This is a genomic window from Lutispora thermophila DSM 19022, from assembly GCF_900142105.1.
Lineage (GTDB): Bacteria > Bacillota > Clostridia > Lutisporales > Lutisporaceae > Lutispora > Lutispora thermophila.
The window spans coordinates 1-20,897 of sequence record NZ_FQZS01000035.1; the positions used below are offsets into that span (position 1 = coordinate 1).

Genomic DNA, 20,897 nt, shown 5'->3' on the forward strand with positions numbered 1-20,897 from the left:
AAGCAAAAAGAAAGCAAGAACATATCCAATCAAATTGTGGAATTGGATAGGAAATTGGAAGAGGCAGAGAAAAATCTTGAGATAGTGGAAGGTCAACTATCTGACCTGGAAGGGAAAATAGCCATAACCCAGAGAGAATTGGACAGGGCTACGGAAGAAGCACAAGCTCAGAAAGAGCTATTGAACAAAAGGGTAAGAATAATGCATCAAAACGGCAGCACAAGCTATTTGGCTGTAATACTAAATGCCACAAGCTTCAGTGATTTCATATCAAGATTGGATTTGATGAGAAAAATAATAAATTATGATGTAAACCTCTTAAAAGAGAGAAAGACAATAAGAGACAACATTGATGAGAAAAAGCAACAGCTTGAATATGAACAACAACAGAAAGAAGCATTAAAAAGCAATCTAAGCAAAAAGAAAAATGAGGTTGAGGTAATTAAAAAAGAAAAAGAAAAACTGTTGGATGAATTAAAAATAGACATAAAAGAATTGGACAAGCAACTTGACAAATTGGAGGAGGACTCTCAAAAGATTCAAAAACTGATAATCCAATCTCAATCTTTGGGTGATTATATAGGAGGGGAAATGGCTTGGCCAGCCCCTGGGTATACAGAGTTCTCAGATTATTATGGTTACAGGATTCATCCCATAACAAAGACAAAAAAGTTCCATTCCGGTGTTGACCTGAAAGTTCCATCAGGCAGCAGCGTTGTTGCTGCTAATGCTGGCAAGGTGATTTTGGCAAAGTATTACGGGGGATACGGCAATACGGTAATTATAGACCATGGTGGCAAGATTTCCACATTATATGCTCATAACTCCAAGCTGTTGGTTAAGGAAGGGGATACAGTTACAAGAGGTCAGGTTATAGCTAAATCAGGTAGCACTGGTGTATCAACAGGTCCTCATCTCCATTTTGAGGTGAGGATAAACGGTGAGCCAAAGGATCCTTTACCGTATATAACTAAAAGCAAAAAATAGAAGCTGTGCTAGGTCACAGCTCATATTTTATTGTGTCTTAAGTGCAGTTTATCATGTGATGGTGGATGAAAACATCCAAGGCGGTTATTTTGGGATGAAAAGTGACTGTTTTATCTATAGTTCTGTTTATGTTGCATAAACAAAGGGAATAATATAAAATGATATTGCAAATGATTTGCAAAGACATAATCTGAGGTGAATAGAATTGAAATATATGGAAAATATTGTATTGAGGGGAGAGAAAATATCCTTCTCCTATGATGGTGTAAAGGTGCTTAAAGATTGCAGCTTTTCTGTGGGAAATAGGGATTTTGCAGCTGTAGTAGGATCTAATGGGGCGGGAAAGAGCACCCTTCTTAAGATATGCCTTGGTTTGCTGAAACCAGATCAGGGCAATATATGGCTGTTTGAGAATTCTATAGACAAGTTTGAGGAATGGGATAAGATAGGTTATGTGCCACAAAGAATAATGAATTTGAATCTTGGATTTCCGGCTACAGTTGAGGAAGTAGTAAGTGCACCTTTGCACACTTCTAAGAAGCTTAAGAATCTGACCAAAAATGAAAAAAAGAATCTAACTGATAAATCCCTTGAAGCTGTGGGCATGTCCCAATATAGAAACAGGCTCATAGGAAGGCTTTCTGCAGGACAACAGCAGAGAATTTTCATTGCGAAGGCTTTGGTAAGCTCACCTCAACTTTTGTTTTTAGATGAGCCAACAACAGGGATAGACAATAAGACAGAGGAAGATTTCTACAAGCTGATATATAAGCTGAACAAAGATGATGGAATAACCATAGTCATGGTAACCCATGACTATACGGATATAAAGTCTATGGTTAACAGAGTAATTCAAATAAGTGATGGCGGCATATCAGACAAAATACATAAAGATGAGGATGGAGATAAGAAATGATGGAAATACTTCAATATGAGTTCATGCAGAGAGCTTTTATAGCAGGGATTATGGTAGCTATCACATGTCCTCTTATAGGTATTTTTATAGTATTGAAAAGGTTATCCATGATTGGTGATACCCTGTCCCACGCATCCTTGGCAGGTATTGCGGCAGGGATGCTATGGGGATTTTATCCGTTTTGGGGGGCCTTGATTTTTACTTTAATAGGAGCCGTAGCCATTGAAAAGCTAAGAAAAACATTCTCAAAATATGCGGAGATATCCAATTCAATAATACTGTCTGCGGGAATTGGTATTGCAGTAGTAATGATAGGATTAGCCAAGGGTTTTAATACGGATTTGATGGGATATATGTTCGGAAGCATTGCTGCAGTCAGCTCCAAGGATATATATATCATGGGTATTCTTAGTGTTATAATAATTTTATCAGTAATAGTTTTGCATAAGAAGCTGTTTTATATAGCCTTTGATGAAGAAGGAGCCCAGGTTTCCGGTGTATCAGTTAATTTTCTCAATATGTACTTAACAATACTCACTGGGCTTACTGTGGTGGTTTCCATGAGAATTGTAGGAATATTCATGGTGTCATCTATGTTGGTTGTTCCTGTAGCAGCAGCCATACAGACGGGTCAAGGCTTTATTAAAACCACTGCCATATCTGTGATTTTTGCATTGATATCTGTAATATTTGGTCTTGTTTTATCTTATTATTTTGATATTGCTCCCGGTGGTACCATTGTACTGCTCTCTGTAGGAATACTGGTAGGAGTTCTGTTTATAAAAGCCCTTAGAAAGAGAAAATAATTGTTCGGTGGTGATGGGTTTGAATATTAGAATGAATCCTGAAGAAGTACTGAAAAACAGCGGATATAAGCTTACGCAGCAAAGAAGAGCAATAATTGAAGTGTTGAGAAACAGTGGAGGTCCATACACTGCAAATGAGATATTATCTCTGGTAAGTGATAAGTATTCCGGAATCAATTTTTCAACCATCTATAGAAATCTAGAACTTTTAGTAAGATTGGGCATAGTTGAAAAGCTCAATATAGCTGATGGTTACTGCCATTTTAAGTTAACAGGCGAGAATCACCATCATCACATAATATGCAATAAATGTGGTGAAATAAGAGAGATAGACATTTGCCCCTTCGATGAATTACTGAGAAATACAAAACTTGAAGATCTTGATTTTGAGCCAGTAGAGCATAAGTTTGAGATATATGGTATATGCAGTAAATGCAAAGATAAGAAATAAATTAAAATCATACAAAATTACTCCACATAAATAGTATTAATGGTATAATTACTTAATAGAATATTAATAACACATAAAATGTATGTATGGACCCAAAAATGTTGCGAGGTGTATTTATGGTTAAAAGAAAACAACTATTTTTTGCTGTTATTATATCCGTAATAATAACTGCAGTATTGACTTTTGCAATTACTAATACGGTTTCCTTAAGTCTTGGAGACAGAGTCATATTATCCAAAGAAGATTATAAGTTGGTAAAAGAAACCCAGAAGCTTTTAACACTAAAGAAGTATATCGATAAGTACTATTTAGAGCCTGTTGATACGGAGAAACTGATGGAAGGTGCTGCAAAAGGAATGTTTGAGGCCTTGGGGGATCCTTATTCAGTTTACATGAATGAAAAGGAGTTTAAGGAGTTCAATGAATCTACTTCAGGTTCCTATGGCGGTATCGGAGTCATAGTGACAGATAAAGATGGCTATGTAACAGTTGTAGCTCCTATCGAGGATACTCCCGGTGAAAAAGCTGGATTAAAAACTGGAGATAAGATAATTAAAGTAGATGATATAGATGTTACAGGAATAGGTCTTGAAAAGGCAACGTCCCTGATGAAAGGAAAGAAAGGCACAAAGGTAGTGCTGACTGTAATAAGAGAAAACAGGACTGAACCATTGATAATGGAAATAAAGCGTGAAGATATAGTGCTTAAAACCGTAAAGGCTGAAATGCTGGATGATGATGTTGCTTATATAAGAATCAGCATGTTTGATGAAGACACAGGCAAGGAATTTAAAAAAGCATTGTCAGAAATCAAGACCAAGAATGCTAAAGGATTGATAATTGATTTGAGGCAGAATCCAGGAGGATATGTAACTCAATGTGTAGAGGTGGCTGATGAGCTGTTGGATAAAGGCGTCATTTTCTACACCGAGGATAAGGATAAAAATCAGGTTGTAACTCATTCCAAAGACGGAAAGATTGATATTCCTTTTGTAATATTGGTTGACGAAGGAAGTGCCAGCGCTTCAGAAATAGTATCCGGTGCTGTAAAAGACAGAAAAGCAGGTCTTCTTATAGGAACTAAAACTTTTGGAAAGGGATTGGTACAGTCTGTTGAGAAACTCAATGACGGAAGCGGCTTTAAACTTACTATACAGAAGTATTATACACCCAATGGCATCGATATAAATAAGGTTGGTATAGAACCTGATATAGAAGTAAAGGCTATGGAAATTGCTGAAGGGCAAAATCCTGAAGATGTAAAGGATGTACAGTTGGAAAGGGCTATTGAGGAAATACGAAAGTTAATAAAGTAGAAGAGGTGTTTAATGGTTACTTTTATTAAAGTATCTGAGTTGGTTATAGCATCTATAGGTTCATTGCTTTTTAACCCATTATTCTGGATTGTAATTGGCATTACATACTTTATGTACAGCAAGAATTCCAATTTGGAGACGAGGATAATAGGATATAAGATATCTCCGTGGGTGAAAGTGAAAAATTCTGTATTGGCAGGATTGATGGCTGGAATAATGGGAAGCGGTATGGCTGTATTTTTAGGGATTACTATTGAACAGTATTCTCGAGGATCGGGCTATTTGAGTTCTGGTATTTTGTATCTATGGATAATTGCGTTACTCCTCTCACTTATAGATGTAAGATATCTTTGCTTTTCCTATGCAGGAGGCATTGTAGCCATAATGAATCTCATATTTGGATTTCCCAATATAAATCCTGTAGGTATTATGGGTCTCGTAGGAATCCTTCATTTAATGGAAAGCATGCTCATTTGGCTTGATGGCTACTCCGATGCAGTTCCTGCATTAGTAAAGCGAAAGGACGGCAGTGTTGTAGGAGGCTATATCATGAATAGGGTATGGCCTCTACCTATGATGATACTGTCTGTAGTTATGATTACAGTAGGCGTCGGGGAATCTGTGCCTATGCCGGATTGGTGGCCTATTATAAGGCAACCTGGTCTAGATTTGAATATGGGTAATTTGATGTATATATTGCAACCCATACCCGTGATGTTAGGCTATGGAGATATGGCTATTACCAAGTCGCCTGAAAAAAAATGCAAAGATTCTGCATTTAGACTTTTTATCTACAGTATAGTGTTGATTTTGTTGTCTGTAATAGCGTCTAAGATCCACATTTTTGCATATATAGCGGCAGTTTTTGCTCCAATAGCCCATGAAATATTGATTCTTTACGGACAAAGAGAGGAACAAGAAGGCAAAGCATTTTTTAATGCTCCTGAAAGAGGTCTAAAAGTTTTGTTCTGTAGAAAAGGTTATCCTGGATTAAATATGAAGCTGGAGCCAGGAGATATTATCATGAGTATAAATAATGTAAGAACAGATAGGGATGAAGATTTATCAAACTTTCTTAAATCAAATCCATCATATATATGGTTAGAAGTAGTTAAGGCAAGCGGAGAAAAGATAACTTTGGATTATAGGGATTATCAGAAAGGTATTTCAAGTCTTGGACTTCTCATAGTCCCAAAAACTCCCAGTATGTATCTGGAGGTTAATACCAAGGCAAGGCTATTAAGTGCTATTAAAGCATTAAAAAAAGTAGTAAATAAAAAAAGGCTATAGCCTTTTTTTATTTACTACTTTTTTCTCTTATGATTGTTGTTTTTCATGGTATAATCCAATAGTTCCTGAAAAGCAGAACTTTCCTTGTGGCTCATGCTTTCAAAATATCTATATATCTCGTAAAATTTATCATTGCTGCTTTTTGGTTGTTTGAAATTGGAATTAAGGTTTTTTTCCATAATTATACCCCTCAATCTAAATAATTTTACTAATATTATATCATAAATTATTTATAATATTACATCAAAATTAAAATTTATGCAAGGTTTTTTGCTTGAAATCTATAACTAATGTAAAATTTTTTGATTTTAATTTACTTCAGTATGTATTTTCTGTTGAATACGTAACAATAAATGTTTTGCTGATTGTTATAAAAATTTCGAAGGAAGATTTTACTATTTCATAATAGCCTGTATATATAATCATTCTTTAAATATTGACAGCATAAGGGTAAAGTAATATAATTGATACGAACACTTGTTCTAGGAGATGGAGGTTTTTCCATGGATAAATTTGTATTGGTATCAGATTTTAAACCTACTGGTGATCAGCCACAGGCTATTGACCAGTTAGTTGACGGTATAAAGAAAGGCGAGAAATTTCTTACTTTGAAGGGTGTTACTGGTTCAGGAAAGACCTTTACTATGGCAAATGTCATCGAAAGAGTGCAAAAACCTACTCTGGTGCTTGCCCACAACAAAACTTTAGCTGCTCAGCTTTGCAGTGAATTCAAGGAGTTTTTTCCTCATAATTGTGTCGAGTATTTTGTAAGTTATTATGACTATTATCAGCCTGAAGCTTATGTACCACATACTGACACATATATAGAGAAGGATGCTCAGATAAACGAGGAGATAGATAAGCTTAGGCACTCTGCTACGGCAGCCCTTTTTGAGAGAAAGGATGTAATCATAGTAGCTTCCGTATCCTGTATTTATGGATTAGGAGATCCAGAGGATTACAGGGATCTGGTTCTATCACTTAGAAAAGGTATGATAAAAGACAGAGATGAAGTTATAAGGAAGCTGGTAGATATTCAATATATGAGAAATGACATCAATTTCGTAAGAGGAACTTTCAGAGTTAGGGGAGACGTGCTGGAAATATTTCCGGCTGCTTCTTCCGATAAAGCCATAAGAGTAGACTTCTTTGGGGATGAGATAGAAAGAATATTGGAATTTGATTCATTGACAGGCAATGTAGTTGGTGAGAGGCAGCATGTTTTCGTATACCCTGCTTCCCATTATGCGACTACCGGCGAGAAACTCCAAAGAGCCATAAAAGCCATTGAAGAGGAGTTGCAGCAAAGGGTAAAGGAATTGAGAGAACAGGATAAGATTCTTGAAGCTCAGAGGTTGCTTCAAAGAACAAATTTTGACATTGAAATGATGCAGGAATTAGGTTATTGTTCTGGTATTGAGAATTATTCAAGGCATATTAGCGGCAGAAAACCTGGAAGCGCTCCATATACACTGCTGGACTTTTTTCCTAAGGATTACTTGATGATAATAGATGAATCCCATGTTACTATTCCTCAAGTGAGAGGTATGTATTTTGGAGATAAATCAAGAAAGGATACACTGGTGGAATATGGATTCAGGCTTCCTTCTGCTTACGATAACAGACCTCTTAACTTCGAGGAGTTTGAGAAGAAATTGAATCAAGTCATTTTCGTAAGTGCTACCCCGGCAGATTATGAGAAGGAGAAAAGCAGCAGGATAGTTGAACAAATAATCAGACCTACAGGTTTGTTGGACCCGGAAATAGTGGTGAAGCCTGTCAAAGGCCAGATTGACGATTTGATCGGCGAGATAAAGCAGAGGATTGACAAAAACCAGAGAGTATTGGTTACGACCCTTACAAAGAAGATGGCAGAAGATTTGACTTCATATTTGAAGGAATTGGACATAAAAGTCCGCTATCTTCATTCAGATGTGGATACTCTGGAGAGGATGGAAATAATAAGAGATCTTAGACTAGGCGAGTTTCATGTGCTTGTGGGTATAAACCTTCTAAGAGAAGGCTTAGACCTGCCGGAGGTATCTATGGTGGCAATTCTGGATGCAGATAAGGAAGGCTTTTTAAGGTCTGAAACCTCTTTGATACAGACTATAGGAAGAGCAGCGAGAAATGTGGATGGCAAGGTCATCATGTATGCGGACAGTATTACCGATTCCATGAGAAGGGCCATAAACGAAACCAACAGGAGAAGAAAAATTCAAAGCGAATATAATGAGGAACACGGAATCACGCCTAAAACCATCTATAAAGCTGTAAGAGAGGTTATCGAAGCAACAAAGACCGGTGAGGAGATAGAAAAATATAATGCTAAGCCAAAAGAAAAGATAAACAAGGAAGAAATAAAGAGTATAATAGAAGCACTTGAACAGGAAATGAAAGAATATGCCAAGAATCTTCAATTTGAGAAGGCCGCAGAGATAAGGGACAGAATAAAGGAATTGAAGGATAAAATATAAGAATAATGTGTAATATTATCTATTGTATTCTATAACGAGGTGTAATATGTCAAAAGATAAGATTATTATAAGAGGTGCCAGAGAACATAATTTAAAAAACATAAATGCTGAGATACCAAGAGAAAAGTTTGTGGTCATAACCGGATTATCAGGCTCAGGCAAGTCTTCCCTAGCCTTTGATACCATATATGCGGAAGGGCAGAGGAGATATGTGGAATCCTTATCTTCTTATGCCCGCATGTTTTTGGGTCAAATGGAAAAACCAGATCTGGACTATATAGAGGGTTTGTCCCCTGCTATTTCTATTGATCAGAAAACAACAAGCAAGAACCCCAGATCTACTGTAGGTACAATAACGGAAGTGTATGACTATTTGAGACTTCTTTATGCCCGAATAGGCATACCCCATTGCCCAAAATGCGGCAAGGAAATTACACAGCAAACCATTGATCAGATGGTGGATTATGTTACATCTTTAGAAAACGGCACAAAGATTCAGATACTTGCTCCCATTGTGAGAGGAAAAAAAGGGGAGCATAAAAAGCTCATAGAAGACATGAAGAAATCCGGCTTCGTCAGAATAAGAGTCGATGGAGAGGTCATGGATATAAATGATGAAATTAAGCTGGATAAGAATAAGAAACACTCCATAGAAGTGGTTGTTGACAGAATTATAGTAAAGGAAGGTATAGAGAGAAGGGTTGCAGACTCATTGGAAACAGTGCTGAATCTTTCTGATGGACTTGCATTGATTGATATAATAGGTGTAGAAGAGAAACTCTTTAGTCAAAACTATGCTTGTCCTGATTGTGAAATAGCCATAGAAGAGCTGTCTCCAAGAATGTTTTCTTTCAACAGTCCCTTTGGGAAATGTCCTAGCTGTGATGGATTGGGAGTACTAACAAAGATAGACCCGGATTTAGTCATAGACAAAACCTTATCCATTGCTGAAGGAGGCATTATACCCATTGGGGACGCCAAAAGCGATACTTGGTACTATGGTGTAGTAGCCGCTGCCGCAAAGCATTATGGTTTTAGCTTGGATGTCCCAATTGGAGAACTGGATGATGATGTAATCAATATGATTCTTTATGGAAACAACGGAGAAAAGTTTAAAGTAGTTTATGATAGAGGTTTTGGAAAGGGAGAAGCCATGATGTCTCTCGAAGGTGTAGTAAACAATCTTGAGAGAAGATATAGAGAGACCAAGTCAGATGCCATGAGAGAAGAAATTGAAGCATACATGTCGTCATCTCTCTGCCCTCTGTGCAAGGGTGCCAGATTGAAGAAAGAAAGCCTTTCAGTATATGTGGGAGGAATCTCCATTGCAGAGTTATGCAACAAACCCATATATGAGATACTTGATTTTATGAATAATCTTAAGCTTACACCGAAAGAAGAGATCATATCAAGGCAGGTGCTCAAGGAAATAAAAGCCAGACTAGGTTTCTTGGTAAATGTAGGGCTGGATTATCTAACATTATCCAGAATGGCAGGCACACTATCCGGTGGCGAAGCTCAGAGAATCAGGCTTGCTACTCAAATTGGTTCAAGCCTGGTAGGGGTATTATATATACTTGACGAGCCCAGCATTGGACTTCACCAGAGGGACAATGGGAAGCTGCTGAAGGCTTTGAGGGATCTTACGGATTTAGGTAATACACTGCTTGTGGTGGAGCATGATGAAGATACCATGTATGCAGCAGACCACATAATAGATGTAGGTCCTGGAGCAGGATCCCATGGGGGAGAAATAGTGGCTCAAGGCACCATCAATGATATAATGGCATGTGAAAGATCCATAACAGGTCAGTATCTCAGCGGGAAAAAGTATATACCTGTGCCTGCAGAAAGGAAGAAACCTAATGGCAACTGGATCACCATAAAGGGAGCCAGAGAAAATAATCTGAAGAATTTGGATGTAAAATTCCCTATGGGAGTATTTACCTGTGTAACCGGAGTATCCGGTTCGGGTAAAAGTACCCTTGTGAATGAAATATTATATAAGGCATTGGCTCATAAAGTATACAAATCAAGAGTAAAACCTGGAGAACATGATGAGATACTAGGATTGGAGAATGTGGACAAGGTAGTAGATATAGATCAGTCCCCTATAGGAAGGACACCCAGATCAAATCCTGCCACCTATACAGGAGTATTTGACATGATAAGAGAAGTGTTTGCATCTACTCCTGAAGCAAAAATGAAAGGCTATAGCAATGGACGCTTCAGCTTCAATGTGAAAGGCGGACGATGTGAGGCCTGCAAGGGTGACGGAATAATAAGAATTGAGATGCAGTTTCTTCCTGATGTCTATGTACCCTGTGAAGTATGCAAAGGCAAGAGATATAACAGGGAGACATTAGAAGTCAGATATAAAGGTAAAAACATATCCGATGTGTTGGATATGACTGTGGAAGAAGCCTTAGTATTTTTTGAAAATATACCAAGGATTCATAGGAAGATACAGACTCTATATGATGTGGGACTTGGCTATATAAAGCTAGGTCAGCCCTCTACCCAGTTATCAGGGGGAGAGGCTCAGAGAATTAAGCTGGCCTATGAGCTTTCCAAGCGCAGCACAGGAAAGACGGTCTATATACTGGATGAACCCACCACAGGACTTCATATTGCAGATATTCACAAGCTATTGAAGATACTTCATCGCCTTGTGGAGGGCGGCAATACAGTTATTGTTATTGAACATAATCTGGATGTTATAAAGCGGGCGGATTATATAATCGATTTGGGGCCAGAAGGAGGAGACAGGGGAGGCACTATAGTGGCTACAGGTACACCGGAAGAGATTGCTAAGAACCCTGAATCCTATACAGGGCAGTATTTGAAAATGGTATTGGAAAAAGCTGTTGTAGAGGCGGATTGATCATCAATCCGCCTCTACTATTGAAATGAGAATTTATAATGAACCTGATAGTTGTTTCATAATGATTATCAATATTTTTTATTTGATAATGCTATAATTGCAGTCAAGATGTTATGAGAAATGAGATATTCGGATTGTAAGTTTGGTTAAGATAGTATATACAGATCAATTTGACGAGAATAATGTTACAACACAAGAATTTATGAATCCTTTATGATAAACCCCATGAAAATAAAGCCACTGATAAGCAAGAGAGGAGATTTCAAAGCTACCTTGAAAGTATTGATGTGAAAATTAAAAAAATGCAATAAGATGCAAAAGATTTTCACAGTGTAATTGGAAATATTAAAGTAGAGTATATAAAACGGAAACCTATAAATAGGACAATTTTGGATTTGTCACGGCAGTGTATGGATAAAAAAATCTGCAGTACTATCCTGCTATAAAATTCTTATATATCATAGGAGCAGATTTGGAATCATCTAAAGGTATTGCAATATCTACTTCAAATTCGGTTTCTTTAACTTGAATTTTCATAAAGCCGTTTAACCCTTCAACAACTTTTCTTATATTATACAAGCCCAAACCATGGTTGGCCTTATCTTCTTTTGATGTGTAATTTTCATATAATTTTGCTTTAGAAATGTGCAAAGTTTTGTCTCTGCTGTTGACTATCTTTATTATTAAATTTCCTTGTTTTGTGAACATTTTTATTGATAATTTTCTTTCTTCTTCTGGTATTTTGCTGCAAGCCTCTATTGCATTATCTAAAAGATTGCCGAGTATGATGGATAAATATAGAGGGTCACAGCATATTTTTTTCTGTAATGATATGTCTAAACTGGTTTTTATATGTTCGTCATGGGCTTTTCTTAATTTAACATTCAATACGGAAGTAATTATAGGATTATCTACACTAATAATGTTGTTGAAGCTGGATAATTCTCCGGCCAGTTTGCTTATATAAATTTTGGCTTCTTCTGTTTTTCCCATACATAGCAAGCCGTATATGCATCCAATATGATGGTTAAAATCATGTCTTTGTGCTCTAAGTTGTTTAAGCATGTCTTCAATCCCTGAAATATAAATTTTTTGTGCCAGGTATTCCTTTTCTCTTACTTTCCATTTGGCTTCTCTTTCAATCTGGATGGAAATTCTATTGATTACTTCTACTACTGATAAGCTAAATATGATGGATGTTAAAGAAGTGATAAATATAAAATCAGCTTTATGATCTTTAACGATAGATATGTTTTTGTAGAACCAGAAAGTTGTGAAGCTTATTATAACATTAAATCCTATTATGAATCCAATTTGATACAATCGTGTTTCACTAATTTTATCAATGAATTTAAATCTTTTTCTGTTGGCATAGAATAATGCAAAGCTCAATATCTTTGCAAATACTGCGGCAATAATTCTGATGGCGTTAAAATGGAAATATATATAAGGAGAAGATTTATTAGAAAGCAGCATTAATGCCATTGAGGCTATCTCACCAATAAACATGATCAACAATCCTACTATTGAAACTATATAAGTTTTTACTAGATTCCATCCCCAAATTATATGATATACTATTCCGGTACTTAGGTACATAAGCAGAAAACCGATGAAACTGCCAATACCATAATAATGGTTTAGGATTGTGTTTATGGCTGATTGCACAATAACGGCTATAGTTGCTTTTTTATGAGATGCCTTACTCTGACTTAATATGTTATGGGCAAAGTATAGTAGTATGGATACATCAATAATATTTATAAGGAATTCTGTTATTACCCATATAGTCATTTCATAAACACCTCACATAATATAACTTGCACACTTTTCTATATTATACCATTGATTATATTATAAGGAAATGATAGATATAGTTAGGACAATGCCAAATATATCATTATACTTACCACTTGTGCAAAATAAGTTAAAATCAATGAAAAAATATGCTATAAGTATAAAAAAGGGGGGATGCCTTTAAGTGAATGTAATGTTGATGAAGATATATTCTATTTTGGTTATTACTAAGGAGAAGGTGATGTTATGTTTATCGACAGCATATCAAAAACTATTTCTCAGAAAATGCTTGATGCATCTATTATATCCATAGAAGATAAAGACATTTACTACTATGGCCTTCAGCTGATAGTTTCAACCATAGTTAAAGGCATGGGGCTTTTGATAATAGCTTTGTTATTCGATAAGGTAGTAGAAGCCTTGATATTTATAGGTGCTTTCGGACTTCTAAGAATCAATGCGGGAGGATTCCATCTAGACACATACTTTAAATGTTTTGTAGTTACATCCGCATTTATGATGCTATGCATATGGATAGGAAATATGATACCTTTATCAATAGCTCCATACATCATAATCTGCTGTTTAGCAATGACTGCCTTATTTATTCTGTTGTATGCGCCAGTTGATAATCCCAATAGGCCCTTAAATGGAAAGGAATATAAAAAGTTTAGGGTTAGAAGTTTGTACATTATGTATTTCTTCGCAATTACAATAATTCTTGTATGTTTTATAAAAACAGAACTGTATAAGTATATGTGCATCGCATCCTTATCTATTCTGTTTGAAGGAATAACTTTGTTGCCGGTGTGGAAAAGGTAATAAGCCAATTTATAGAAATTTATCTAGAAGATTATTATCTGCTTATGTCTTTGTTTGTCTTGATTTTTAGAAGCTATTCCATTTGATTTCAATTCTTATGTTTGCTTATTTTTATAATTTAGTGCTTATGACAGCATATAAAATGTTTTAGAGTAATATGCTTGTTAATGTTAAACTGACTCATCATTTTGCCATTGATTTATTTAAATGATGTATTATATAGCATTGCACATCTAAATACTAGTGATGGTTTTATAAGTACAAGTCAGTATATTCCATGGATATGAAGGCTATCAATTTTAATGGAGCCGTAAACTTGCATGTTGCATGAGGCTTACATTATCTATTTTTATCTTGATATATCAATAACTTAGTGAGTTTTTCAGAAACTTCAATCAAATAACCATTTAATTGAATAATGAATGATGCAACGCTATATGATAATAGCAAATCTATCGAAAGATAGAGACGCAAAGCCACGAGTCTAAGGTGTAAACACTATGATAGTCGGGTTGCCAAAGAGCGGGGCTTTAGTTAGCCATGACGCATATAGTGTCATGGTTTTTGATTATTAAACAAGCTGAAAATAAGGACTGGTTTCGTTTTTACTGGTAATATAGATTAAATTACTGCAAGTAGTTAAAAATTAAAATTATGGAGGTATTAAAAGAATGGAGGGCATTTAAATGGAAAATGAAATTGCAAAGGTTGCTCTATCACAAGGTATCTGGGCTGCTTTAAGTATTGTACTTATATTTTATATTCTAAAAGCCCAGGAAAAACGTGATACCACACAGGAAGAAAGGGAGAAGAGATACCAGGAAATAATATCAAACCTATCAGAAAAGATTAATCTGCTGGAAGAAGTAAGGCGTGATATGAAACAACTGAAGGATCTTATGTCTAAATAGAGATAAGAAAGAAAAATAATTATTAATAGAATTCTATTTTAATATATATGCCAGAATTGTTGGATTACACGCTTTTCAACAAATTCAATCATTCTGGCAATAGTTTATTATTGGCATCAGCTGTTATATAGAAAATTGGATAAAAGAGTCCGCTAGAAATATGAAGGATAAAGTGCTACTGGACTGCTCATGGAAAATATATCAATTATGAAAATAATCTTTCCTCAAAGATCTTTTTTATAGAGGACTTATACTTGCGACTTACGGGTACTTCTAAGCTTGATTCATGAAATGATATTTTATCAATTTTGAGCTCCTTAATTTTATTAATATTTACTATATATCCCTGATGGCATTGAGCAAAGATGTTCAAATCAAGTTTTTTAATTAGGTCTGCCAAAGTACCATAAAACTCATAGGAAGTATCTTTAGTATATACCTTAATTTTCCTGAATACTTTTTCAAAGCATATTATATCATCATATTTTATAGCTACATATGCATCTTTATTGTTAACATGAAATATCCCATTTTTTTCTTTGTAGGTTCTTATTTCCTCAAGGCGGACAAAAATGTCCTTCATTAAAACTTCAAAGCGATTTAATGTAACTGGCTTAATGAGATAGTCAAAAGATTTTACTCTAAAAGCATCCAAAGCATAATTAGAGTATCCGGTAATATACACTATGATAACATCATTAAAATGTTCTCTCAGCTTAATTCCGGTTTCAATGCCGTTTATGCCTTCCATTTCAATGTCCAAAAATACTATGTCCGGTTTAACTGTGTGTACTTTTTTTAATAACTCTTCACCGCATGTGGTGTGGATAACATTAACATCATGATCAGAACATAAAGAGTTTATAAAAGAGCTTAGTGTATTGAGCTGTACATGGTCATCATCGCATAAAAAAACATTTAAATGCATGTCCTCCCGCCCTTTCATTTTATAATGCATCAAAAAGTGACTTGATTAAATACATGTGGGATAATAGTGTGATAAAAGCATGTATAAAGGACTAAGAAATTATCATTATAAACAACATTATTATTACTATTATCAACATTGCAATGCAAAATATTTTATGTAAATCTAACACAAAATCGGTTGGCTCTATTTCATTTTTAATTTTCCATATTTTACCTAATAAAAAGCTGCTTTTGGGATTTATTATTCCATGCAGCAACGCAATTATAATAGGTAGGAAAACAAAGGTTATTAAAAGCAATTTAGTAAAAATCAATCAAATCACTCCTAGAATATTTATTGATTCTTATTATACCATAAATTTACAGGCGAATATTGTCAAATAATGAAAATGACTATAAATTTATTAAAATTATGATACCAAATATGACATTTGCATTACCATTTATGCATAATAGGTTTTAAATAAAGCGCTAATATGTTATATTTCAGATAAAGAATAAAGGAGGTGGCTACTATGAAGTTCAGACGTAATCTGTTAAGCATGGCAGCATGCTTGGCTTTATTTGTAGCAAAGACTTCCATAGGAACGTGCTGTTATTGGGTGCTTTATCAACCCAAGATGCCTGACAAGCTTTGTAAGTAGCATTAATTTACTAAACTCAATTGATTTTTTAGCTAACTGGTGTTACATAAATAGCCCCTGCTGGCATATTGCAGGGGCTTGAAATTTCTATCACAAAATTGTCATTATTTTACTTCATGTATCTTTGACGCTTTATTTATGATTGATGATTTCATTGTTATTTGCTGTTTCAAATTATGCAATTCTATATATGCATTTATGCAACATTTACACATCATAGATACTCGCCAATGCAGAAGTATAACTTCATTCTACTAAATCAAATGGATCTTGACAAAAGTAAGATTTAAATAAAACTGATGTTATTTTAAGAATTTTTAGTACATGCTTTATTAAAGGCACTTAACCGTTGTATTAAGGAAAAAATAATATTTACATTTTATAAGAAATAATGTTTATATAAATTGAATAGCCAAGTATGGATTGTTACATTTAATAATGTAGTTATAGATTAATTTGTGAGTCGATATCATTAAACGTTTTTATAAATGCAAATAGTAAAACTTATAAGTTATATAAAGGGGGAATTTGGCAAAAATAATATTCTCTTATGCAAAATGAATTTTGTTGAAGTTCTGAAGAAGATTTAAGTTACGCATATGTATAAACCTAAGTAGTTAAATGATCACTTGAACAATAAAATAAATTGCTTCGCTATATGATAATGGCAAACCTATCGAAAGGTAGGGACGCAAAGCCACGAGTCTAAGGTGGAAACACTATGATAGTCGGGTTGCCAAGAAGCGTTAAAAAATATAGCCATGGCGCATATAGCGCTATGGCTATATTTTTATAAGCCATGGAAGAGTACAATTCCACATCAATATAAACTTTCCAAAATGGTTTTCTTATAAAGTTCAATATTATTAATAGTAAATTTCATATTATCTAATTATAATCACTTCTATCTATTTGTTACAGTTAATTATTGAACTGCTTCCACAACCCTGCTAATGCCATCGTAAAGATGATGACACTTCTTAATAAATAAATATGATAATTATCATTTTCAAATTTTTTTACTTCCCTCTATTATTGCTAACAAATGCATTCCAAATGCAAAGATGGATATGTTTAGTCGTAAATTTCAAAATAATTACAAAAAATCAAAAAAAATAAAATATTGTTTAACATTTACATATGCCTCGGCCCTCCGTTTTTAATTGGTAAACATCATCAATTGCAAGGGAGGTTAAAATATGGAAGTAATGCTATGGGAACTTGTTGAACAGTCAAAAAATGGGGATAAGGAAGCTCTTATGAAACTTATAAAAAAATTTGAACCGCTAATTAAAAAGTACACAAAAGAGTTAAATTATGAAGAAGCAGAAACTGACTTAATAATCAGCTTTATAGAAATATTAAAAGATATCAACTTAAGCATTTTCCCAGTGAAAAATGATGGATTGGTTGTGAACTATATAGTTAGATCTCTTAATCACAAAAAAATTAATCTCTATAGGAGATATGTTACAAACATGCAAGAATCTTTAGAAATAAATATGGAATTGATATGTGATGAATCAGACACGAGTCATAAAAGCAGGATAATTTTTGAAGACTTGATAAGCTGTTTACCAAGATTGCAAAGAAGAGTTATTAAAGAGAGATTTTTATTAGGATATTCTTATAAAGAAATAGCGGACAGGCTTAATATAACTAGACAAGCTGTAAATGGAATAAAAAACAGAGCGCTAAACAATCTTAGAAAGCGTATATGATGGTGGAGGATAATGAATATGGAAAATGAGATTGTAAAACTTGCATTATCACAAGGTATATGGGCTGCTTTAAGCATTGTACTGATCTTTTATATTCTAAAAGCTCAGGAAAAACGAGATATTAGCCAGGAAGAGAGAAAAGAAATATCAGGAGATAATATCAAAGCTGTCGGAGAAATTTAACTTATTGGAGGATATAAGAAGTGATATGAAGCAAATTAAGGAGTACATCTTTAACAAAAATCCTCAGAAATAGGATAGGAATAAGGTTTACATTTTCAAGAATCCATTGTCATTAATTAATAGATTATCAAATTATTGAAAGGGGGATTAAAATGTATAAGGACGTTGGATCATGAGGCAATTAATAATGGCAGATATATGACATAATATTAATCGTCTAAGGTTTTACAAATTATTTAAGCATTAAAATTCTAAGTTTCATGATTTTACTAGTAGAAGACAAACTTAAAAAGATTATTAAATTTAAAGAATCGAAAAAAGGGGGATAATTAAATGGCAGTTAGGTATGATACTGTATATTTAAATATTGATCAGATAAAAGAGGCTCATGAAAAATATTCTATGGATACAATGGAGTTTCTTGAGTGGATAACAGCAGGTCAAATAAATGACGCAATGATATCTCAATTAAGTAAGTGTATTGCTAATAAAGCTATAGGTAGTATAATTTCAGCATTGGGTGTAGTTTTAAATGTTATTGACCTTATAGAAAAGATAATTGATGGTATTGAAGCAGATAAGTATAAGGAAATGCTTGATCAAATGAAAGCATATGGTGGAATTGGTGCTATGAAAGTAGAAATTGCTACTGTATATGAAAGAGTATATGATCCGGGAACTGATACAAGTTATATTAAGATATATGATCATTATGTCAGAAAGTTCGTATATGGTCGCAATTATTAGAGATCAAGAAGAGGATAAACTCAGTTGAAATATCAAAATTGACTATAATTGTATAGTATTGCAGTGCAAGTTTAAAATGAAGTATATAGAAAGAGAATCCTTGAAGTTAAAATGGATTCTCTTTTTCGGGTGCACCCAGCATGATTGAAAGTAAAGATCGGCTGGGGGACACAATACAATATGAACTATAGAAATAGATGTCATCCGGGATTGGAATGCTGAATTCGAACTGAAAGTTGTTCCCAAGCATAAAATAGATATCTCGGAAATGGGAAATAAATAACAGCCATGTATGCGTGAGGAATGTCTACAAGAAAAATCAACGATCAAATAGAGTGAATCTATGTTTTTGAAGTCAGCGAAGGCGTGGTTTCATACATCATTGACAGGCTGCTTCCACACATGGATGAGTGGCAGAGCAGCCCTCTTTCACAAGTATATCCTATAGTTTTTATTGACGAAGTCTGTGTGCGCTTGTAAGTGCTGAATCAAAACACAAGGGCTGATTTGAAATGTGTCAATAGCAGAACAATGGATCTCATACAAACAGTTTATCATTATCCTGATAAATTATTAGGAAAATTGAAGGATGAAAATAACATGCAGTAAAAGCCACAAGTCTATTAACTGTCATACATCGACTAAATGGCAAAATGAGATTATATATAAGGATAAAAGCTAAACTGCCTGAACCATAGTTAGAAGTGCTATAGCGTCAGCTATAACGGAAGACAGTTATTAACGTTGTGCAACAGATATATATTGGTAAAGAGGATGTCAGTATATGTGTATTATCGGTTGATTATCTGCAATAAGCAAAACTAACGAAAGTGGTATACGACAATACATATGCTATGTTCAAATCAATCTAAGCGAGAATAGCCTAAGTCCAAAGTTGTTCCTTTATATGCCTCGATTATAATGCAATTATTCTGAGTATTTATATTTACATCTTTAAAACCTGAATCTTCTAGTAATGTTCTATAGAATTCTTGATCACGTATCTCTTGTATAGCATTTGATGAATATTCAGCATGATAGACTTTATTTCCACATGATATATCAAGTGATACATTTGTAAATCCTGAAGGTATTTGATCAATATTAACATCCCAAATTTTAAAAACTCCTCCATTTTGCAATACTCTATAGCACTCATGAAAAATACGGAGTATATCATTACAACAAACGTACATTAATGTATAAAAACTCGTTATTGTTAAAAATTTATTATCTTCAAATTTCAAATTACGCGCATCCATTCTATGCATTTCTACTCGTTTGCTGTCAATTTTCCTATCTATGTCAAGATCAATTATTGTTAATTTGTTCTTTGAGATTTTATATATAATTGCCTCCCCAGAACCGCCTATATCTAAATGTGGAGTCAAAAAAGCAGTCTTATTAATTGATAAGTTGGTATTAATAATATTATTCCTATTCTGCAGTAATTTATTTATATCATCAAACTTTAAAGAAGATATCTTTTCAGCAATTAGTTGCCCTTTTTTTATAGTTTCACTTAAATTAGTTAAATTATTTATTACTTTATTTAAATTTGTACTTACATGTAGTTCATTTTTATTTTTCATGGCATACTCCCCTTATACAGGTTTAAGTTACGAGTATTGTTTATCAATTCATGCTAAACTTCAATGATGTATTTCCAAGCTGGTTGTCCATTTAGCACTGATCCCTATGTCATGCTAGTGTTAGTATAGTTTTGTAGACACAGAAATTCGAACGATTTAAAATAAGAAGTGAAAGGAAGTGTCTACAATGGGAAGAGGTCAAAAACATTACACCAAAGAATTTAAAGATACTATAGTAGAGCTATATAATTCAGGAAAGCCGCTAGCAGATTTAGCTCGTGAATATGGCATACCAAAATCAACAATGGTGACATGGTTAAACAAAGCCAAACCAGTAGTAATTGATAAAGATAAAACCGTGACAACAGCCGACTATCAAGTCATGTTAAAGAAGATAGCAAGGCTAGAAGAGGAAAATGAAAT

Annotated in this window: 18 protein-coding genes, 2 pseudogenes and 2 riboswitches; of the genes and pseudogenes, 16 read left to right on the forward strand and 4 right to left on the reverse strand. The window is 34.3% G+C overall.

Features of this window, described 5'->3' with window-relative positions; translation table 11 throughout:
- From BUB48_RS16245 to BUB48_RS16270, 6 genes are all read left to right on the forward strand, one after another.
- A partial coding sequence (locus BUB48_RS16245; RefSeq protein ID WP_073027748.1) for a murein hydrolase activator EnvC family protein occupies window positions 1-987 on the forward strand: 987 nt, incomplete at its 5' end.
- 214 nt (window positions 988-1,201) lie between these two features.
- Entirely contained in the window at window positions 1,202-1,903 is a 702-nt protein-coding gene (locus tag BUB48_RS16250) for a metal ABC transporter ATP-binding protein (protein ID WP_073027786.1), read from the forward strand.
- The gene (locus BUB48_RS16255; protein ID WP_073027751.1) at window positions 1,900-2,709 is read left to right on the forward strand and encodes a metal ABC transporter permease; all 810 of its coding nucleotides are present in this window, start codon (window positions 1,900-1,902) and stop codon (window positions 2,707-2,709) included. Before BUB48_RS16250 ends, BUB48_RS16255 begins: the two co-directional genes overlap by 4 nt.
- Window positions 2,710-2,728: 19 nt before the next feature.
- The gene (locus BUB48_RS16260) at window positions 2,729-3,160 is read left to right on the forward strand and encodes a Fur family transcriptional regulator (protein WP_175548450.1); all 432 of its coding nucleotides are present in this window, start codon (window positions 2,729-2,731) and stop codon (window positions 3,158-3,160) included.
- A 116-nt stretch (window positions 3,161-3,276) separates the two neighbouring features.
- A complete protein-coding gene (locus tag BUB48_RS16265) occupies window positions 3,277-4,476 on the forward strand; it encodes a S41 family peptidase (RefSeq protein ID WP_073027754.1) in 1,200 nt (399 codons plus the stop codon).
- A 12-nt stretch (window positions 4,477-4,488) separates the two neighbouring features.
- Window positions 4,489-5,766 (forward strand): hypothetical protein, encoded by a 1,278-nt coding sequence (locus BUB48_RS16270; RefSeq protein WP_073027757.1) that lies wholly within the window; start codon window positions 4,489-4,491, stop codon window positions 5,764-5,766.
- A gap of 14 nt (window positions 5,767-5,780) precedes the next feature.
- Here BUB48_RS16270 and BUB48_RS18200 read toward each other — a convergent pair whose 3' ends face one another.
- Window positions 5,781-5,945, reverse strand: coding sequence for a hypothetical protein (locus tag BUB48_RS18200; RefSeq protein WP_175548451.1), 165 nt, complete (start codon window positions 5,943-5,945; stop codon window positions 5,781-5,783).
- Window positions 5,946-6,269: 324 nt separating this feature from the next.
- Between BUB48_RS18200 and uvrB the strand changes: the two genes are divergently transcribed.
- Both uvrB and uvrA read left to right on the forward strand, forming a co-directional pair.
- Window positions 6,270-8,243, forward strand: coding sequence for an excinuclease ABC subunit UvrB (gene uvrB, locus BUB48_RS16275; RefSeq protein ID WP_073027759.1), 1,974 nt, complete (start codon window positions 6,270-6,272; stop codon window positions 8,241-8,243).
- Between the two features lie 46 nt (window positions 8,244-8,289).
- Window positions 8,290-11,127 carry an excinuclease ABC subunit UvrA gene (gene uvrA, locus BUB48_RS16280; RefSeq protein WP_073027762.1) on the forward strand — a complete coding sequence of 946 codons (2,838 nt, stop codon included), beginning with the start codon at window positions 8,290-8,292 and terminating at the stop codon, window positions 11,125-11,127.
- 432 nt (window positions 11,128-11,559) lie between these two features.
- On the opposite strand, the gene BUB48_RS16285 is transcribed toward uvrA, so the two are convergent.
- Window positions 11,560-12,921 (reverse strand): sensor histidine kinase, encoded by a 1,362-nt coding sequence (locus BUB48_RS16285; protein ID WP_073027765.1) that lies wholly within the window; start codon window positions 12,919-12,921, stop codon window positions 11,560-11,562.
- Window positions 12,922-13,170: 249 nt separating this feature from the next.
- On the opposite strand from BUB48_RS16285, the gene BUB48_RS16290 reads away from it, so the two are divergent.
- Together BUB48_RS16290 and BUB48_RS16295 are read left to right on the forward strand one after the other, a co-directional pair.
- Entirely contained in the window at window positions 13,171-13,746 is a 576-nt protein-coding gene (locus BUB48_RS16290) for an accessory gene regulator ArgB-like protein (protein WP_073027767.1), read from the forward strand.
- 435 nt (window positions 13,747-14,181) lie between these two features.
- Window positions 14,182-14,266: riboswitch (cyclic di-GMP riboswitch) on the forward strand.
- A gap of 166 nt (window positions 14,267-14,432) precedes the next feature.
- Window positions 14,433-14,657 carry a BhlA/UviB family holin-like peptide gene (locus BUB48_RS16295; RefSeq protein WP_073027770.1) on the forward strand — a complete coding sequence of 75 codons (225 nt, stop codon included), beginning with the start codon at window positions 14,433-14,435 and terminating at the stop codon, window positions 14,655-14,657.
- A gap of 205 nt (window positions 14,658-14,862) precedes the next feature.
- Here BUB48_RS16295 and BUB48_RS16300 read toward each other — a convergent pair whose 3' ends face one another.
- Window positions 14,863-15,585 (reverse strand): LytR/AlgR family response regulator transcription factor, encoded by a 723-nt coding sequence (locus BUB48_RS16300; RefSeq protein WP_073027773.1) that lies wholly within the window; start codon window positions 15,583-15,585, stop codon window positions 14,863-14,865.
- Between the two features lie 517 nt (window positions 15,586-16,102).
- Here BUB48_RS16300 and BUB48_RS16310 point away from each other — a divergent pair.
- The 5 genes and pseudogenes from BUB48_RS16310 to BUB48_RS18690 all read left to right on the forward strand — a co-directional run.
- Window positions 16,103-16,231, forward strand: a complete 129-nt coding sequence (locus BUB48_RS16310; protein ID WP_084524765.1) for a cyclic lactone autoinducer peptide — start codon at window positions 16,103-16,105, stop codon at window positions 16,229-16,231.
- A gap of 656 nt (window positions 16,232-16,887) precedes the next feature.
- Window positions 16,888-16,972: riboswitch (cyclic di-GMP riboswitch) on the forward strand.
- A 458-nt stretch (window positions 16,973-17,430) separates the two neighbouring features.
- Entirely contained in the window at window positions 17,431-17,952 is a 522-nt protein-coding gene (locus tag BUB48_RS16315; protein ID WP_084524767.1) for an RNA polymerase sigma factor, read from the forward strand.
- 18 nt (window positions 17,953-17,970) lie between these two features.
- A pseudogene (locus BUB48_RS16320) lies at window positions 17,971-18,208 on the forward strand (BhlA/UviB family holin-like peptide).
- A gap of 260 nt (window positions 18,209-18,468) precedes the next feature.
- Entirely contained in the window at window positions 18,469-18,882 is a 414-nt protein-coding gene (locus BUB48_RS16325; RefSeq protein ID WP_073027778.1) for a hypothetical protein, read from the forward strand.
- 187 nt (window positions 18,883-19,069) lie between these two features.
- Window positions 19,070-19,347 (forward strand): annotated as a pseudogene (locus tag BUB48_RS18690) (transposase); the annotation flags it as partial.
- A 398-nt stretch (window positions 19,348-19,745) separates the two neighbouring features.
- Here the strand turns inward: BUB48_RS18690 and BUB48_RS16335 are convergent.
- The gene (locus tag BUB48_RS16335) at window positions 19,746-20,474 is read right to left on the reverse strand and encodes a class I SAM-dependent methyltransferase (protein WP_073027780.1); all 729 of its coding nucleotides are present in this window, start codon (window positions 20,472-20,474) and stop codon (window positions 19,746-19,748) included.
- A gap of 187 nt (window positions 20,475-20,661) precedes the next feature.
- Between BUB48_RS16335 and BUB48_RS16340 the strand changes: the two genes are divergently transcribed.
- Window positions 20,662-20,897, forward strand: a 236-nt coding sequence (locus BUB48_RS16340; protein ID WP_073027782.1) for a transposase, incomplete at its 3' end; no start/stop codon positions are given.

Excerpts from the sequence above, each read along its gene's own strand:
- BUB48_RS16250 (WP_073027786.1), top strand. The coding sequence starts at position 1,202 with ATGGAAAATATTGTATTGAGGGGAGAGAAAATATCCTTCTCCTATGAT.
- BUB48_RS16310 (WP_084524765.1), top strand. The coding sequence starts at position 16,103 with ATGAAGTTCAGACGTAATCTGTTAAGCATGGCAGCATGCTTGGCTTTA.
- BUB48_RS16270 (WP_073027757.1), top strand. The coding sequence starts at position 4,489 with ATGGTTACTTTTATTAAAGTATCTGAGTTGGTTATAGCATCTATAGGT.
- BUB48_RS16335 (WP_073027780.1), bottom strand. The coding sequence starts at position 20,474 with ATGAAAAATAAAAATGAACTACATGTAAGTACAAATTTAAATAAAGTA.
- BUB48_RS16290 (WP_073027767.1), top strand. The coding sequence starts at position 13,171 with ATGTTTATCGACAGCATATCAAAAACTATTTCTCAGAAAATGCTTGAT.
- BUB48_RS16295 (WP_073027770.1), top strand. The coding sequence starts at position 14,433 with ATGGAAAATGAAATTGCAAAGGTTGCTCTATCACAAGGTATCTGGGCT.
- BUB48_RS16315 (WP_084524767.1), top strand. The coding sequence starts at position 17,431 with ATGGAAGTAATGCTATGGGAACTTGTTGAACAGTCAAAAAATGGGGAT.
- BUB48_RS16285 (WP_073027765.1), bottom strand. The coding sequence starts at position 12,921 with ATGACTATATGGGTAATAACAGAATTCCTTATAAATATTATTGATGTA.
- BUB48_RS16325 (WP_073027778.1), top strand. The coding sequence starts at position 18,469 with ATGGCAGTTAGGTATGATACTGTATATTTAAATATTGATCAGATAAAA.
- uvrB (WP_073027759.1), top strand. The coding sequence starts at position 6,270 with ATGGATAAATTTGTATTGGTATCAGATTTTAAACCTACTGGTGATCAG.
- BUB48_RS18200 (WP_175548451.1), bottom strand. The coding sequence starts at position 5,945 with ATGGAAAAAAACCTTAATTCCAATTTCAAACAACCAAAAAGCAGCAAT.
- BUB48_RS16265 (WP_073027754.1), top strand. The coding sequence starts at position 3,277 with ATGGTTAAAAGAAAACAACTATTTTTTGCTGTTATTATATCCGTAATA.
- uvrA (WP_073027762.1), top strand. The coding sequence starts at position 8,290 with ATGTCAAAAGATAAGATTATTATAAGAGGTGCCAGAGAACATAATTTA.
- BUB48_RS16300 (WP_073027773.1), bottom strand. The coding sequence starts at position 15,585 with ATGCATTTAAATGTTTTTTTATGCGATGATGACCATGTACAGCTCAAT.
- BUB48_RS16255 (WP_073027751.1), top strand. The coding sequence starts at position 1,900 with ATGATGGAAATACTTCAATATGAGTTCATGCAGAGAGCTTTTATAGCA.